This window comes from Bacillota bacterium LX-D, from assembly GCA_031628995.1.
Taxonomy (GTDB): Bacteria; Bacillota; DUOV01; order DUOV01; family Zhaonellaceae; genus JAVLUO01.
Window position 1 is genome coordinate 76,782 of record JAVLUO010000004.1, and the last position, 14,847, is coordinate 91,628.

Consider the following 14,847-nt stretch of genomic DNA (forward strand, 5'->3'; position numbering starts at 1 on the left):
AACTATACCGGAACCACAACCGGAATGCCATCGATTTCTTTGACTTTAACCGATATTGAGTAAACGCTTTCGATATTTTCCGGAGTCATCACTTCCAATCCGCCGGCGGCAAAAATCTCGCCATTTTTCAATAACAGGAACTTATCAGCAAAGCGAATGGCCAGATTCAAATCATGCATGCTGACCACCGCACCGATTTGCTGGTTTCTGACAACTCTTTTAATGATCTTAACGACTTCAAGTTGATTCTTTAGATCCAGACTACTGGTTGGCTCGTCTAGTAGAAGAAGATTCGGCTCTTGAGCCAACGCTCTGGCTATGACCACTTTTTGCTGTTCTCCACCGCTTAATTCATTCAGATATCTTAAGGAGTATTCCTCCAACTCAAGCATTTTTAAAGCTTTATGGGTAATTTCAAGATCCTTCTTGGAAGCCTCCCATTGTATATAGGGTTTTCTCCCCAGTAGCACTGCATCATAAACTGTCATACAGACACTTTCTTGGCGCTGGGCTACATAACCAATTCTTTTAGCAATTTCTCTTTGACTGAGTTTGCCTACCTCGTCGTTCTGAATAAAAACCGCACCTGCACAAGGCTTTAAAACCCGATTGATGCATTTTAAGAGGGTAGACTTCCCAGCGCCATTAACACCAAGGACAGCAAGGAAATCCCCCTTGCAAATAGAAAAGTTAATCTTCTGTAAAACTGAATGGCTGGGATAAGTAAAAGCCAGTTCATTCACTGATAAGATCATTTCTTTTGATACCCCCTTACCAGCAAATAAAGGAACAATGGTGCTCCAAAGAAAGAGGTAATAGCTCCGACAGGAAGCACTACAGGAGATACCATTGTTCTAGCCATAGTATCCGAAATAAGCAGTAGTAGCGAACCCATCAACGCCGAGGCAGGTATAAGATAACGGTGATCCCCTCCAATAATTCTTCGCATAATTTGGGGACCAACAAGACCGATAAAACCAATAATGCCTAAAAAAGAAACAGCAACAGCCGCAATCAGGGACGATACAAACATTCCTCCCTGTCTGACTCTTTCCACATTAACCCCCAGACTTTTAGCAGTTTCTTCTCCGCTGTCCAGAGCGTTGTAGTCCCATCTTTTGGACATAAAATAGATAAATGCTACGCCAATAAGACAGGTTAAAATAGAAACTTCAGGCCAAGCGATCCTCCCCAGGTCGCCAAATGTCCAGAATACTACTGCGGCAATCTGAAAGTCCTGGGCAAAATATTGGATTAGGATTGTTCCTGCAGAAAATAGTGAACTCAGCGCCACACCAGAAAGAACCATTGCCTCAGGTGAAAAACTCCGTATTCTAGCCAGAAGCAGAATAACCATCGTAGCTATCATTGAACAAATAAAAGCGGAAACCGTTACCAAATATGGATTGTTGATGGTTACCGCATCTGTACTAGTACTTGAAATACTGCCTGCGCCAAAAACAATAATGGCCAAATTAGCTCCAAAAGCTGCAGCATTGGATATGCCAAGGGTGGATGGTGAAGCCAGCGGATTTCTGAGATTGTTTTGCATGACACAACCGGCGACCGATAATCCTGCACCGGCAATAATAGCCGCCAGTATCCTGGGCAGACGAATCCGCCAGATTACGACATCCGATACATTACTGCCATTTCCCAAAATCGATTGGATAACCTGATACAGATTTAAATTCATCGAACCCGCATTCACTGCAACTATCGCTACTAAAATTATTAAACATGCCAGCACTACAAGAACCAGTTTTTTTCTTCCTGTATATCTCAGGTATATATCTGTCTCGTTAATATTAAAATTAGAAGTTGTTTGATTTTTCAATTTTTCCATCCCTTTGAGCTTAACTACCATCCTCTGCTATATTCCTTAAAACAGTCCAAGCAAACCTTCTTCCCATCCTGCAATCGCATTTTGTGCTCCGGTGCACTTTCCCCGCAAGATTCACAGACAACAGAAGTAAAAATTCTTGCTGTCTCAGGCAAACTAAAAGCAGGCTTCATGAAATCAAATATTTCATCCACTGGTGAATTTAGAATATATTCCTGGCGTTCTTTCCTGTCCATTTCCCCTTTAAAAGGTTTAATAATCATTCGCAAGCTTTCGCCATTCTTTCTGTTAAAAAAGCTGAAAGCCATTTTGCCTGTACCCCTATAAATCAGATTCCCCTTGCCGATGCTACAACCCGTGAGCAACTGGATAGCATCAACACCACAAGCATCATTTTCAGTGACGCATACTACCTCTTCATCCGAAGCAAACGTAATGCCCATCTTTTCTTTTGCAGCCTCGGCTGCTTTATAACCGATGGCAAGGCCAGGACAGGAATGGCCGTGAAACTCCACCGCCTTCTGCCAATCTGTTTTCCCCATAATCCATCATCTCCTTTGATCAATAATTAAACATGCCAAAACAATATTGCTACAGTTGTATCAACATTTTCGTTTACAAAACCATCGCTAGACAAAGTTCTTAAATAGGCCTTAACCTTTTCTTCTTCCTCCAAGGTGATGTCCTTATAGGTCTTAAGACGATTAACATATAAACCATAAGCATCATCAAGAGTCTTTTTCATCTTCCAGATTTGCTTTTCATACTCCAGTTGCGGAAGGTATCCCTGTCTCCATAACATTTCAAAAGCAAACAGGATTTCCTCATCGCAGCTTTCTCTTCGCTCCCTGATGCCAACTAACTCTTTAGCTGCGTCAGAAACTGGGTCTGTTCGTTTAATTGGTTTGGCCAACACACACCAGCCTTTAGATGCTGCAGATAGCTTCTCAAAGGTATCCCCACTCTGGATTGCAGGTGTCATATGAGCAAATACCAAATCAAATTTATGTAAGTACCCGGATTTTTCAATATCCAAATCATGCCAATCTCTACAGTAAAAATCAGTGTTTTGGATTTTGTAATCCAAAGCCTTTTGTTTGGCGATATTAATCATTTCAGGAGATAGATCAACCCCAGTTACATGTTGGCAACGCTCAGCTATAGCCAACGCATATTGTCCTGTCCCACAACCCACATCCAAGACAAGTCCTTCATGATTTAGCATGTTATTTCTTTCTATTAATTTCAAAAAAGTATTATCCTTAAAATTTGGCACAATAAAATCACCAAAACTCTCTGCCATCGAGTTCCACATGTCCACACTGGCTTGTTTATTTTTTTGTTTTAGACTCCATTTTTCCCGGATTTCATTTATGTCCACAAAATCACCCCCTTATCAGTAAGGACATCAAGGTTTCCCATTAATTGATAGCAAGACCCAAGTTTATATATCAAAAATTATATAACTAATCGAATGTCTCGCAAGCCCTCAGGGGGGATAGAAAAATGCACATCTTTGATTCCTCAAAAATGCGCATTTTCATGGTGTTGTGGTAAACAGCACGGTTCGTACTTATCTATTTTTTCTATTTTGCATGCCCCGGATAGGGATATAATATTTATTTAATAAAGCGATCAATGGCTTTAGCAAGATTATCGATAGCAGCTTTATCACCTAATTCAACTGCATCCACAATACAGTGTTCCATATGGTCCTTCAATATTACCTTGCCAGTATTGTTCAGCGCAGAGATAACTGCAGATAATTGGATTAGCACTTCGCTACAATCTCTTCCGTCTTCCACCATTCGTTTTACTGATTCTAAATGGCCGATTGCACGGGATAATCGGTTTAATACCATTTTTGTATTCTGATGACTGTGTTTATGTTCATTGTCATGGCTATGTAAATACTCCGTACCATCAGGCGCTTTATGGGCATGAACTTGCCCTTTGATAATACCTTTCATAACAAACTTCCTCCTCGTCTTTAATAACATTCCGTGATAACATTAGCCCTTTATAATATTTACTGCTGCTTCAATTTAATATAGTTGCCGGAGAGCGCTTCAAACATTTCCAGGTAATGCCCGCAGCGCGCTCTAATCTTGGTATATTGTGCCTTTTTACCGTTCTTTTGTAAATACAGGTTGCGGTCATATATTTCATCCGCTAGTTTTGAAGCATTAGTTCTTCTCGATACTCCAGAATGGAATTGAAGGCTTCGGCGTACTTACTTCAGCAGCCTTCTTGCGAGCATAGCTGGCACGTCTGTTTCTTCGATTACGCTCGGCTTGACAGTCCCAATTATTGCAATATAATTGACGGCTTGAATGCCGTACGAAGTATTTACCGCAGGCAAGACAAGAGAGTATGGAGCCTTGCGATTCGAAATAGTTAATGTCTTCATCTACCGGTGGTGCAACATCAGCTACCATTCTGGAAAATGTGTACCAGCAGATGTCAAACACCGATTGAATGTCGGCCCCGTACATCACTTTCCCGGTTTTCTTATCTAATTTCAGTCTCATTCGAAAGTCCGGGAACATATCAATCACTTGGAAAATATGATCATTGTAATTCTCTAAAATACGGGCCTTATATTCCCCAACATCCTCATATTGCCTGTATCGTTCAAGAAAAGCGAGACTGTCACAAAGCCTGCCTTCATAATAAAGATTTCGTGCGTAGTCAATTTCTCCATAGTATTTAACTTTTCTCAAGGCAAAGTAAAGTTCAAATACAGTACCCAGACTGCATAAATCCTTTATGAATTGATTTACATAGAATGTGGCATCTTTCTGAATCAAATCCATGTAAGTTATATGTGCAAACTTTTCGCTATCCAGCATTTCATAAAGACTGTCAATATTGTAGGGATGAATATTGTTTCTGCACCAATCCCAGACGGCATCTGTCATCGGAACAGTGCTGTCTGGGTTATTTAATTTGCCATAAAGGTTACACAAGCTGACTAACAGTTCCTGTCCGGTTAAGGAATAGTCAGTGCCGCTTTCCGGAGCATGAAGGCCTGTGAAAATGGGCTTCAGTACTTCGCCACCATCATCATAGTCCGGAACATACTCAGGAAATCGCACAGCTCTATATATCATCTCGCCAACGCCGCCAATTTCTACGAAACCGAGATTTTCTACCGGCAGTTTTTTCATGGCAATCATCCTTTGAATGTAATCGTTATTGTAAGCGATGAAAATTTAACATCACTTACATTGTATTATACAATTGCATTGAATACAAGAACAAATTGTAAAACTACTTAAATTCCGATTCCTTGACAACTGAATAGTCCGCCCGCAAGAGATACTTTTGCAGCGTCGCCGCCACGATGGTGAAAGCCGGAGCGCCTCTGCTGCAAGTGGATACGGGGAGACCACGAGCAGGTGGCTGCCTCAGGAACGGTAGCGAATGGTGGATGTAGAAACTAAACCAACTATCAAGATAGGGAGGAAAGAGTAAATGGAGAAAACGACCATGAGTGTGCAGGAACTGTCGGCACAGATGGGCATTAGCCTGCCGAAGGCTTACGAACTTGTAAAAACGCCGGGATTTCCAGTCATACGAGTTGGTACGAGAATATTGATTCCAGTTGAAGCCTTTAAGAAATGGCTGGTCATAAACTCGGCGCACAAATAATGGCAGCACAAAATGCAGCGGAGAGGAGGTGGACGAGACGGCAAACGCAATGCAGGAACTGATGGATATGAAGATATGGATGCTATGGCGATGGAGAACAGATCAAAAAGGCAAGCCGACGAAGAAACCTTTTGCCGCCCGAGGCGGTGCAACCGGAACTGATGATAAATGGTCTCATACATGGGTCACATACAATGAGGCAGTAAAAGCAAAGGAGCATAATCCTGTTGCCGCCGGTGTCGGTTTCAAGATACCGAAAGGCTATTACTTCATAGACATCGACCATAAAGCGCTTACAGATCCGCTTGTTCAGACGATTTTAGCAAGGCATGACTCTTATGCAGAATACTCGGTCAGCGGCACAGGCATACATCAATATGGCAAATGTGACTTTACACAAATCCCTACCTACATTGATAAAAACGGGAATTTAAAACTCGATCGGCAGTTCTATACGAAGAATCCCCATAACAATTTGGAACTGTATATCGGCGGCATTACAAACCGCTTTGCCGCCTTTACCGGCAATATCATTAATGATAAGCCTCTGCGCGAATGTACCGCAGCAGTTCTTACGACGCTTGATAAAAATATGCGGCGCAAAGAAAAAGCCAAGTACAGTGCCAAGCGTGACGGTGATCGCGCCGTTTTTGATATCGTCTGCAACTTACGCAAGCAGAAAAATGGAGAGAAATTCAAGAAGCTGTATGACGATGGAGATATCTCCGGATATGGCTCTCACTCCGAAGCTGATGCGGCACTGTGCGCCATGATTGCCTTTCGAACCGGGCCAGATCCTGCGGCTATTGATGAAATCTTCCGCAGTTCTGCCCTCTATCGGGAAAAATGGGAGCGTGAAGATTACAGAGAAGCCACCATCAATGCCGGTATCGATGCCTGTCATGGCATTTTCCATAAATCCAGGATGGAGCATCCGAACTTCATCAAATTTCATGAACAGACCGGTGAATCTTATGTCAGCGTTCCGCTCCTTGCAAAGTACGTACGTGAGCACCTCCGCTATGTGCTTGTAAGGGATAACGGAAAGCAGGGCCTTTTGAAATATGTCTACGAAAACGGCTGTTATCGGCTCTATGCCGACAATATGCTGATGGGTATTATCAAGCAGTACATCGCGGATTATGACGAGGAACTTGTGAGAATGGGCATCGTCAGCGAAACTTTACAGCATATCACCACTGACCTTAATTATGTTAGCCAGGATGAATTGAACGCCGATGAGGATTTTATCAACTTCAGAAATGGCCTGCTCCGTATCACTGCAGATAACGCCATTCTTGTACCACACTCCCCGGATATCCTCTCCACCATTCAGATTCCGTGCAACTGGGCGGGAAGGGAAACACCTACGCCGGTCTTCGACAGGTATATGCACACCCTCACAGACGGAGACAAGGCCATAGAACATCTACTCCTTGAGTTTATCGGAGTATGCATCTCCAACATCAAGGGATGGCGAATGAAAAAAGCGCTTTTCCTTGTCGGCGATGGCGACACCGGCAAATCTCAGCTAAAGAGCCTTGTAGAGCGGTTGCTCGGCAAGGGTAACTTCATAGGAATCGACCTCAAGGAGATTGAAGCGCGTTTCGGCACCGGCGCGATATATGGCACACGCCTTGCCGGTAGCTCGGATATGAGTTTCCTATCCGTAGATGAGTTGAAAACATTTAAGAAAATTACCGGCGGCGACAGCCTATATGCCGAGTTCAAAGGACAGCAGGCCTTTGAGTTCACCTACAACGGGCTGCTCTGGTTTTGCATGAACAGACTTCCCAAGTTTGGCGGCGATGACGGCAAATGGGTCTATGACCGCATTATGGTGGTGCGTTGTCCTAATGTCATTCCAAAGGACAAGCAGGACAAAACACTCCTTGACAAAATGTATGCCGAGCGTGATGGCATCGTCTACAAGGCTGTTAAGGCGCTGCAGACGGTTATTGCAAACGGGTACATCTTTTCCGAGCCGGACAGTGTAAGCCTTGCAAGAGAGCAATATATGTCAGAGAACAATACTGTGATCTCATTCTATGAGGAATGTATGTGCAAACGGTCAGGTGGCAAGTTTAATGATTCCGCTACAACGAGCCGCATCTACGATGTTTACAGGGCATGGTGCTATGACAACAATAACGGCTTTGCCAAGACAGCCAAAGAGTTCAGAGAAACATTGGCATTCCATCTCGGCTGCACCTTTAAGGAGATGACCGTTCATACCAATAAAGGCACCTATTATAAAAACCTCACTCTCACTATTGAGGCAAAGGAGCAGTACAAGAAGGCTTATGGCTATGACAGTACGGATTTTCTTGCTTAAAAGTGACAGAAGTGACAGTCGAGTGACAGTTCTCACAGGCAACTGTCACCGCGAAAACGCCCATATATCAAGGGTTTCCAGCCACAAGTGACAGAAGTGATAGTCTTTCAAACTTCTTAGCGGGAAAAATAAAGTTTGGAATTGTACAGAGAACAAGGAAAAGATTATGAGCAGTGTGAGTATGAAATGAAAAGTTCTGTCACTTTCGTCACTGAAGCTTTAAAAGCCTTGCCGCAAGCCGCTTTCCAGCGTGACAGTTCATCAAAACTACTGTCACTGAACCGTCACTTCTGTCACCGGAAGTATCACTGGAGGGAGGAACAGCTATAGCGATTCATCATGACGAACACTCAGCAATTAGATCTACAGAAAATATCATCAACCGCATTCAAACATCTTAATTTTGAGGAGGGAAAAACATGAATTATCCGCTTATGAAAATGAACAAGGAAGGCACTCTGCTGCGGCCGCAGCACACTTATTATTCCGATGAGTATGCCCATGCCATGTGCGACCTGCATCTTTCCAATGTTGTCATCGAAGACGATAAAGGAAAGTTAAAAATGCGATACCGCCTCCATGCAAAGCATCCTCATACCATTGAAGGGGCTATGGCATATAACATTCTGTGTCCGAAATGCCACCACCACTTGAAACAGGTAGGAAGATCGCTCAGCTACCATGACCTCGGTCTCTATGCCTGTCCATTCTGCGATAAGATTTAAGGAGGGGAACGCCATGAATTATACTGAAGTCAGAGTATATACCGGTCAGCCGGAATACAGCAGGCACTTCTGGAATGCCATGCGCGGCCAGGAAAACGATTATTCCGGACTTTCCGAAGGCCGCAGCAGCGAGACGGGCACTTATGTCATGCCAAACGCCACAAATAACAAATATGAAGCAGCCATCATAAACGAGAGCCTGTTCCGTAAAATCGGCACAACCTTTAACGTATATGAAGGTAGTTATCACATTCTTGCAAAGGAATACGATGACCTTGCGCAGTTTGTGCCGGAAGGCGGCGCTATCCCAGTTTTTGACGGAATAAACGATTTCACTCCGTATACCGTTGAAAGCCATAAGCTCGCTGCTCTTGTAAAAATGAATTCGGACTTTGTCCGCGATGCCGCATTCGACATTGAAAGCTACCTTGTAAAGCGCCTTGCCAGGAACTTTGCCAAAGCTGAGGACAACGCCTTTATTAACGGTACCGGCGTACAGATGCCGACAGGTATCTTAAACGGTGAAAACGGCGCTGAGGTTGCCTATGCCGTTGATGAAATCACCTATGATGATATAATCCGCCTGTACTTCTCTGTGAAGCCGGAATACCGCAAAAATGCCGTATGGCTCATGAACGATAAGACAGCCCTTGCCCTTCGCACAATGAAGGATGAAGCCGGAAACTACCTTTGGCGCGACAGCGATGATACCATCCTCGGTAAAAAGGTATTTATATCAGAGTTTATGCCGGATATGGAGTCTGATTCAAAGCCTATAGCCTTCGGTGATTTTAGCTACTACTGGATCATCTGCAGAAGCCCTGTCAGCGTGAGGGCACTATCAGAGAAGTTTGCCCTGCTCGACCAGATGGGTTACCTTGCCTTTGAATTTGTTGACGGAAAACTTATCCGCCCGGAGGCAGTGAAGGTAATTCAGATGAATACCGAGACCAACAGTTAAAACATACGAGAAAAGGCACAGTGGAATATCCTGCTGTGCCTTTTCTCTAAAGAATAAACTTTCCCAAGATGAAATACACACCAAATTTATTTCAATTATATGAATTTTATCCCGGTTGTTCCTTTAATACCCCGTTTGAATTTGCGTTTTTTCCTACGAAGCCCCACGCCCGTTGCACGATCGAAAGGGTGTAAGGATTAATTACCCCCTACCCCCAAGGTCAGAAAGGAGGAGTGCCTTATGGCCGAGAAGACCATCTGCGTTACCGAAAAGGTAATCGGTGATACTCTCTACATTATAGAATCAGCAGTCAGCAGCACTGCCAAAGAAACTGCCTATGACAAGCTGAAACGCATGATACTTAACGACACAGCAAAGCTTGAATTAAATAAGGCTTTTTAATCAAAATAACTTGACTTCTTCGCGGCAGTACGGGAACATAGAGTACCGCTTGAAGACTGTCGGAAAGGAGGTAAACATGATTAGCAGGCAGTCTTATACTGCTGTGAAGAATAACGATAAAATAACCGCTCTGTATTGCCGTCTTTCACGAGATGACGAACTGCAGGGTGATTCTAACAGCATTAAAAATCAGAAGACCATTTTACAGAAGTACGCTGATGACAACGGTTTTACAAACACTGAGTTCTTTGTGGATGATGGCTATAGCGGCACGAATTTCGACCGCCCGGATTGGCAGCGCCTTATCTCCCAAGTGGAAGAAGGCAGGATTGGCACCATCATTGTCAAGGACATGAGCCGTCTTGGAAGAGATTATCTAAAGGTCGGCTACTATACCGAAGTGCTCTTTCCTGGCTCCGACATTCGCTTCATAGCAATAAACAATAATGTTGACAGTGCCAATCAGCAGGACAGCGATTTTACTCCGTTTCTTAATATCATCAACGAATGGTATGCCAAGGATACGAGCAAGAAGATACGCGCCGTTTTCAAGTCGAAAGGGCAGTCCGGCAAACCACTCTGCACCAATCCGCCTTACGGTTATATCAAAGACCCGGAAGACAAGACACGATGGATAGTCGATGAAGAAGCCGCCAAAGTGGTACGCGAGGCATTCCACTTGTGTATGCAAGGGTATGGCCCTTCGCAGATAGCCAAGGAATTAACCAGGCGCAAAATTATGAATCCAACGGCTCACGCCAGGAAAAACGGAATCAATATTCCGGACAACAGAGGCCATGACGATGATTATGTCTGGCGAGGCAGCACAATAGTTCATATGCTTTCAAGGCAGGAATATTTGGGACATACGGTTAATTTCAAAACTTACCGCAAGTCCTATAAGCAGAAAAAGCAGATGAAAAATGACCCGTCGGAGTGGATGATCTTCAAGAATACCCATGAAGCAATTATTGAGGAATCCGTATTCGAAGTAGTGCAGAGAATCAGGGATGGCAGACGTAGGCTCACACCGATGGGTGAAATGCCACTTCTCTCCGGCATGATGTTCTGTGCGGATTGCGGAAATAAAATGTATCAAGTGCGTGGGCGTGGTTGGGAGCATGAAAAAGAGTATTTTGTATGCGCTACCTACCGCAAGGTAAAAGGCGGCTGCAGTTCACACCAGATACGCAATGCGGTAGTTGAGGAACTGCTCCTTGACGGTATCCGCCGCGTAACGGCTTTTGCCAGAGACTGTGAGGACGAATTCGTGGAGATGGTAACTAAGAAAACAAGGTCAGAGCTTGACAAAAGTATGCGTGACAGCAAACGCGAATTGGAACAGGCACAGGCCCGCATCGCCAAGCTGGACGAGATTATTCAAAGGCTCTATGAAGATAACATAGAGGGCAAGATATCCGATGAGCGTTTTACAAAGATGGCCGCAAACTATGAAGCCGAGCAGCAGACTCTTGAGAAGCGAGTAACGGAACTGAAATTCATTATGACAGAGGATAAGGAAAGCACTCTCAATGTTGACCATTTCCTCTCACTGGTAAGAAAGTATACGGACATAAAGGAACTCACAGCGGAAATTATCCGGGAATTCGTTAAAAAAATCTATGTTTACAAGGCAGAGCGCATTGATGGCAGGCGGGTACAGCGTATCAAAATTGTATGGAATTGCATTGGCGAGTTTGAATCACCGGTTTCTACATCCACCACAAAGAATGAAAAATTGGCATAGCCGGTAAATACATACCAAACTATGCCGATATTTTCCGGGATTGAAAATCCCTAAGACGCACCCTCAAAGGGCTGGTTTTTTTTATTAGTTTGCCCGGCATGTTTGCTGAGCCGATGGGCTGAAAGAAGCCCTATCGCCTAACCGGCAGGAAGATAACTCGTGAGCAAGGGCGTTACTGGTAACTGTGGGTCTGAAGGAAGCCGAAGGGGGGAACTTAGAACATAGCGCAAGCAAACCGAGGTTGGCTAGTCAGGCGGGTAACCTTGCAAAAAATGGGAAAGCCCAAAAGCCGGATAACCTGATTAGTTTGGACGTACGGTTCTGTGAGAAGGATAAAGCCGAAGCAAATTACTTCGGCTTTACTTTACTCGATTGGTAAGCTGTAAGTGCTTTCTCGGCTTCGGTGCGATAATTTCCATTTGGGTAATTGTTCAAGTAATTTTTAAGCGAATCTAATACTTGTTTATGCTGCATTTCTTCTGACATTAGCACATCAATTTCCTGTCCGTAAGATTCCAAATGACTATAACACAAGGCAATTGAAAAAATGACTTTTTCTTTTAAATCCGGTGGAAGTTCTTTATCCTTTAATTCTAAAAATTTCTGTAACGCTTGATAATAATTATTCTGTTCCTTAATTGAATTTTGAAGTTCAGTTTGAACTGGAGGCTGATTTCTGATTTCGTTAATATGTCCTAACCAATTATAGATAATGCGCTGTCCCTGCCAAAAATGATTGTAGAAAATCAAATTATCATGGTAAATTAGCGCAGCAATTTTATATTGCAAAGGAGCTGAAAGTTCAGTGTTATCAAGCTGTTGGGCATAAGCTGAAAGCTCTGTTAACTTGGCTTGCTGCTCTTTTACCTTGGACCAAAAAGCCCACTTATCAGTTTTATCATTTTGAGATTTGTCGAACGTAAAATTATAAACTGGTTTCTCCTCATACTCCTGAGCAAATTTTTGAAGTTTAGCAATACCAACCTGGTATTTACCTGAGCGAATAAGTTTCAAAGCAAGTGTGTATTTGGCTGCAGGTTCAACTTCCGGACAAATTTTTTGTGAGGTAAGAGCATCGTTAAGTTGATCCGCATCCATTTTAACATCTAATACATAAATTAAGCGGCCTTTGGCATCATTTTGGATTGCTCCATTAGGAGCTTTAACTGCTTGATAATACCAATTAAGTGCTTGAGAATAGTATCCGGAAATTTCGTAACAGCGTCCTAAACGGTAAGCGGCACTATCAGATGCTATATGACCGGGATATTTCTTAATCCACTTAAGCCATTCCTCAATTTCTAGAGAAGGGTTGTATTGATTGTCTCCATATTGTCTTTCAGTTTTTTTATCAATATCGAAGAAAGGAGTGCCGCTAATTTCCTCGTAGGCTTTAATTCCCTTGGCAAAATCGGAATTTGGGTATTGTTTACAAATTTGTTTGGAAATATACCAAGGTATTTGCACAAATTGCCCATCGGGATAAGCCGCTAGCTTATTTGTTTCTATGTTTTGGACTAAAAATGACAATGCATTTTGCTCTTTGGCTTCGACTAAGGCAACTAAAGACTCCTGAGCTAAAAGAGGAGCAGCATACTTGGCATTTTGCCAAAGAAACCAGGATATGTAATTTTTTTGACCTTCGTGCAAAAGCAGATTCTGTTTTAATTGTTGAAGTAAAACCCGCTGCAAATGATAATCATTAGTTTTGTCAAATAATTGAATTAAAAGAGAGCTATTTTGTTTAATTGATAAAGAAAACAATGCTTCTATAATTTCCTCATCTGAAGCATGATTTTCTAAATTAGAGCAAAGTTTAGTTAGGTTAATTTCTTTATTGGTAATGGACTGCTTATATTTGCTTCCGGTTGCTCCGGCAGATTGAAGACGAATATTAAATAACGGAATAACTAAGGCTAAGATTAGGAGGCTAATTAGGGCTGTAAAAGGAACTTTTTTCACTATTGGTCCAACCTTCCCTTGAGATAATAAGTATTAAATTAGGCATAAAACTGATATTTCCTTCTGAAAGCACTAATATCCAAAAGTTTTTGTTTTTTAAATTCTAATTGAAGCAATATAAGGAAGTGATTAATTATGCAATTCAAACCAAAAAGAGTATTTTTTGAAGAAAAAGCATTAGACTACGAATTGGGGCAAAATTTATATAATTATTTTAAAAATGATCAAGTAGAACTAAAAATAATTAAATCACACAATCGGATCAGTGGTATACCAGGCAAGACTCCTCAACAAAGCTATAATGAAGCAAAAAGAACTTTAGTTGTAGGTGTCCGGAAGGGAGATAATTTCCAAACCTGTAAGCCGTCTGCTCATTTTCAGCTTCCCTTGGTAACCAGCTGTCCAGGAAAATGTGAATATTGTTATTTACAAACAACTTTAGGCAAAAAGCCTTATATTAGGGTCTATGTGAATGTTGAGGAAATATTGCAGCGGGCTGAAGAATATATACAGGAAAGAAAACCGGAAATTACAATATTTGAAGGTGCAGCCACTTCCGACCCTATTCCAGTAGAATATTTAACAGGTAGTTTAGCACGTACTATTAATTTTTTTGGCCAACAGGAACTAGGCCTTTTTAGGTTTGTGACTAAATTTACAGATGTGGACAGTTTACTTAATTTAAAACATCAAGGGAAAACAACTTTTCGCTTTAGCATAAATAGTTCCTATGTGATCAATAATTTTGAGCATGGGACACCAGCCTTAATTGATCGGCTTGAAGCAGCAGCGAAAGTTGCCCATGCTGGATATCCTTTAGGATTTATTATTGGTCCTATCTTAGAATATTCTAACTGGGAGGAAGAATATTCTAAAATGCTTAATTCTTTACATAATTATTTAACAGACATACCGAAAAAGATAACTTTTGAATTAATTACTCATCGATTTACTTCCAGGGCCAAAAATAATATCCTGTCTTTATTTCCGGAATCAAAGCTGCCTCTAAACGAGGAAGAAAGGCAGCTAAAATATGGACAGTTTGGCTATACTAAATATTTATATCCAAAAGATAAATTAGCTCAGATGCAAGTATTTTTTAATGATCAGTTAAAAAAGTATTTTCCACAGGCAGATATCGCTTATTTCGTATAAAATGCAGGAAAAAAACAGATAAACGACTAATTATTAAAACCAGTATCAGCAAAGGAGGACTTA

General features: G+C 42.2%; 14 protein-coding genes. 7 read left to right on the forward strand and 7 right to left on the reverse strand.

All coding sequences use genetic code 11. The features are described 5' to 3' along the window. Positions 1 to 2: 2 nt before the first annotated feature. The 6 genes from RDV78_05390 to RDV78_05415 all read right to left on the reverse strand — a co-directional run bounded on the left by RDV78_05390 (position 3) and on the right by RDV78_05415 (position 5,013). Positions 3 to 755 (reverse strand): ABC transporter ATP-binding protein, encoded by a 753-nt coding sequence (locus RDV78_05390; GenBank protein ID MDS1029935.1) that lies wholly within the window; start codon positions 753 to 755, stop codon positions 3 to 5. Then, a complete protein-coding gene (locus RDV78_05395; protein MDS1029936.1) occupies positions 752 to 1,846 on the reverse strand; it encodes an iron ABC transporter permease in 1,095 nt (364 codons plus the stop codon). Before RDV78_05395 ends, RDV78_05390 begins: the two co-directional genes overlap by 4 nt. A 14-nt stretch (positions 1,847 to 1,860) precedes the next feature. Next, a complete protein-coding gene (locus RDV78_05400) occupies positions 1,861 to 2,385 on the reverse strand; it encodes an FmdE family protein (GenBank protein ID MDS1029937.1) in 525 nt (174 codons plus the stop codon). 26 nt (positions 2,386 to 2,411) lie between these two features. Further along, positions 2,412 to 3,224, reverse strand: coding sequence for a class I SAM-dependent methyltransferase (locus RDV78_05405; GenBank protein MDS1029938.1), 813 nt, complete (start codon positions 3,222 to 3,224; stop codon positions 2,412 to 2,414). Positions 3,225 to 3,462: 238 nt separating this feature from the next. Continuing rightward, positions 3,463 to 3,705: a metal-sensing transcriptional repressor gene (locus tag RDV78_05410; GenBank protein ID MDS1029939.1), complete on the reverse strand. Its 243-nt coding sequence runs from the start codon at positions 3,703 to 3,705 to the stop codon at positions 3,463 to 3,465. A 324-nt stretch (positions 3,706 to 4,029) separates the two neighbouring features. Next, complete coding sequence (locus RDV78_05415) at positions 4,030 to 5,013, reverse strand: hypothetical protein (GenBank protein MDS1029940.1); 984 nt, start codon at positions 5,011 to 5,013, stop codon at positions 4,030 to 4,032. A gap of 307 nt (positions 5,014 to 5,320) precedes the next feature. On the opposite strand from RDV78_05415, the gene RDV78_05420 reads away from it, so the two are divergent. The 6 genes from RDV78_05420 (at position 5,321) to RDV78_05445 (ending at position 11,667) form a co-directional block, all read left to right on the forward strand. After that, complete coding sequence (locus RDV78_05420) at positions 5,321 to 5,497, forward strand: excisionase family DNA-binding protein (protein MDS1029941.1); 177 nt, start codon at positions 5,321 to 5,323, stop codon at positions 5,495 to 5,497. Positions 5,498 to 5,525: 28 nt separating this feature from the next. After that, complete coding sequence (locus RDV78_05425; GenBank protein MDS1029942.1) at positions 5,526 to 7,832, forward strand: phage/plasmid primase, P4 family; 2,307 nt, start codon at positions 5,526 to 5,528, stop codon at positions 7,830 to 7,832. 419 nt (positions 7,833 to 8,251) lie between these two features. Further along, positions 8,252 to 8,557 carry a hypothetical protein gene (locus RDV78_05430; GenBank protein ID MDS1029943.1) on the forward strand — a complete coding sequence of 102 codons (306 nt, stop codon included), beginning with the start codon at positions 8,252 to 8,254 and terminating at the stop codon, positions 8,555 to 8,557. 13 nt (positions 8,558 to 8,570) lie between these two features. Beyond that, the gene (locus RDV78_05435; GenBank protein ID MDS1029944.1) at positions 8,571 to 9,518 is read left to right on the forward strand and encodes a phage major capsid protein; all 948 of its coding nucleotides are present in this window, start codon (positions 8,571 to 8,573) and stop codon (positions 9,516 to 9,518) included. A 240-nt stretch (positions 9,519 to 9,758) separates the two neighbouring features. Beyond that, positions 9,759 to 9,920: a transposon-encoded TnpW family protein gene (locus tag RDV78_05440; GenBank protein ID MDS1029945.1), complete on the forward strand. Its 162-nt coding sequence runs from the start codon at positions 9,759 to 9,761 to the stop codon at positions 9,918 to 9,920. Between the two features lie 76 nt (positions 9,921 to 9,996). Continuing rightward, positions 9,997 to 11,667, forward strand: a complete 1,671-nt coding sequence (locus tag RDV78_05445; GenBank protein MDS1029946.1) for a recombinase family protein — start codon at positions 9,997 to 9,999, stop codon at positions 11,665 to 11,667. Between the two features lie 348 nt (positions 11,668 to 12,015). Here the strand turns inward: RDV78_05445 and RDV78_05450 are convergent, their stop codons facing one another. Continuing rightward, positions 12,016 to 13,629, reverse strand: coding sequence for a hypothetical protein (locus RDV78_05450; protein MDS1029947.1), 1,614 nt, complete (start codon positions 13,627 to 13,629; stop codon positions 12,016 to 12,018). Positions 13,630 to 13,764: 135 nt separating this feature from the next. On the opposite strand from RDV78_05450, the gene splB reads away from it, so the two are divergent. Further along, on the forward strand, positions 13,765 to 14,784 hold the full coding sequence (gene splB / locus RDV78_05455; protein ID MDS1029948.1) for a spore photoproduct lyase: 1,020 nt from the start codon (positions 13,765 to 13,767) through the stop codon (positions 14,782 to 14,784). Positions 14,785 to 14,847: the final 63 nt, after the last annotated feature.

Coding starts and splice junctions, on each gene's coding strand:
- RDV78_05390 (MDS1029935.1), bottom strand. CDS start 755: ATGATCTTATCAGTGAATGAACTGGCTTTTACTTATCCCAGCCATTCA.
- RDV78_05395 (MDS1029936.1), bottom strand. CDS start 1,846: ATGGAAAAATTGAAAAATCAAACAACTTCTAATTTTAATATTAACGAG.
- RDV78_05400 (MDS1029937.1), bottom strand. CDS start 2,385: ATGGGGAAAACAGATTGGCAGAAGGCGGTGGAGTTTCACGGCCATTCC.
- RDV78_05410 (MDS1029939.1), bottom strand. CDS start 3,705: ATGGTATTAAACCGATTATCCCGTGCAATCGGCCATTTAGAATCAGTA.
- RDV78_05415 (MDS1029940.1), bottom strand. CDS start 5,013: ATGAAAAAACTGCCGGTAGAAAATCTCGGTTTCGTAGAAATTGGCGGC.
- RDV78_05420 (MDS1029941.1), top strand. CDS start 5,321: ATGGAGAAAACGACCATGAGTGTGCAGGAACTGTCGGCACAGATGGGC.
- RDV78_05430 (MDS1029943.1), top strand. CDS start 8,252: ATGAATTATCCGCTTATGAAAATGAACAAGGAAGGCACTCTGCTGCGG.
- RDV78_05435 (MDS1029944.1), top strand. CDS start 8,571: ATGAATTATACTGAAGTCAGAGTATATACCGGTCAGCCGGAATACAGC.
- RDV78_05440 (MDS1029945.1), top strand. CDS start 9,759: ATGGCCGAGAAGACCATCTGCGTTACCGAAAAGGTAATCGGTGATACT.
- RDV78_05445 (MDS1029946.1), top strand. CDS start 9,997: ATGATTAGCAGGCAGTCTTATACTGCTGTGAAGAATAACGATAAAATA.
- splB (MDS1029948.1), top strand. CDS start 13,765: ATGCAATTCAAACCAAAAAGAGTATTTTTTGAAGAAAAAGCATTAGAC.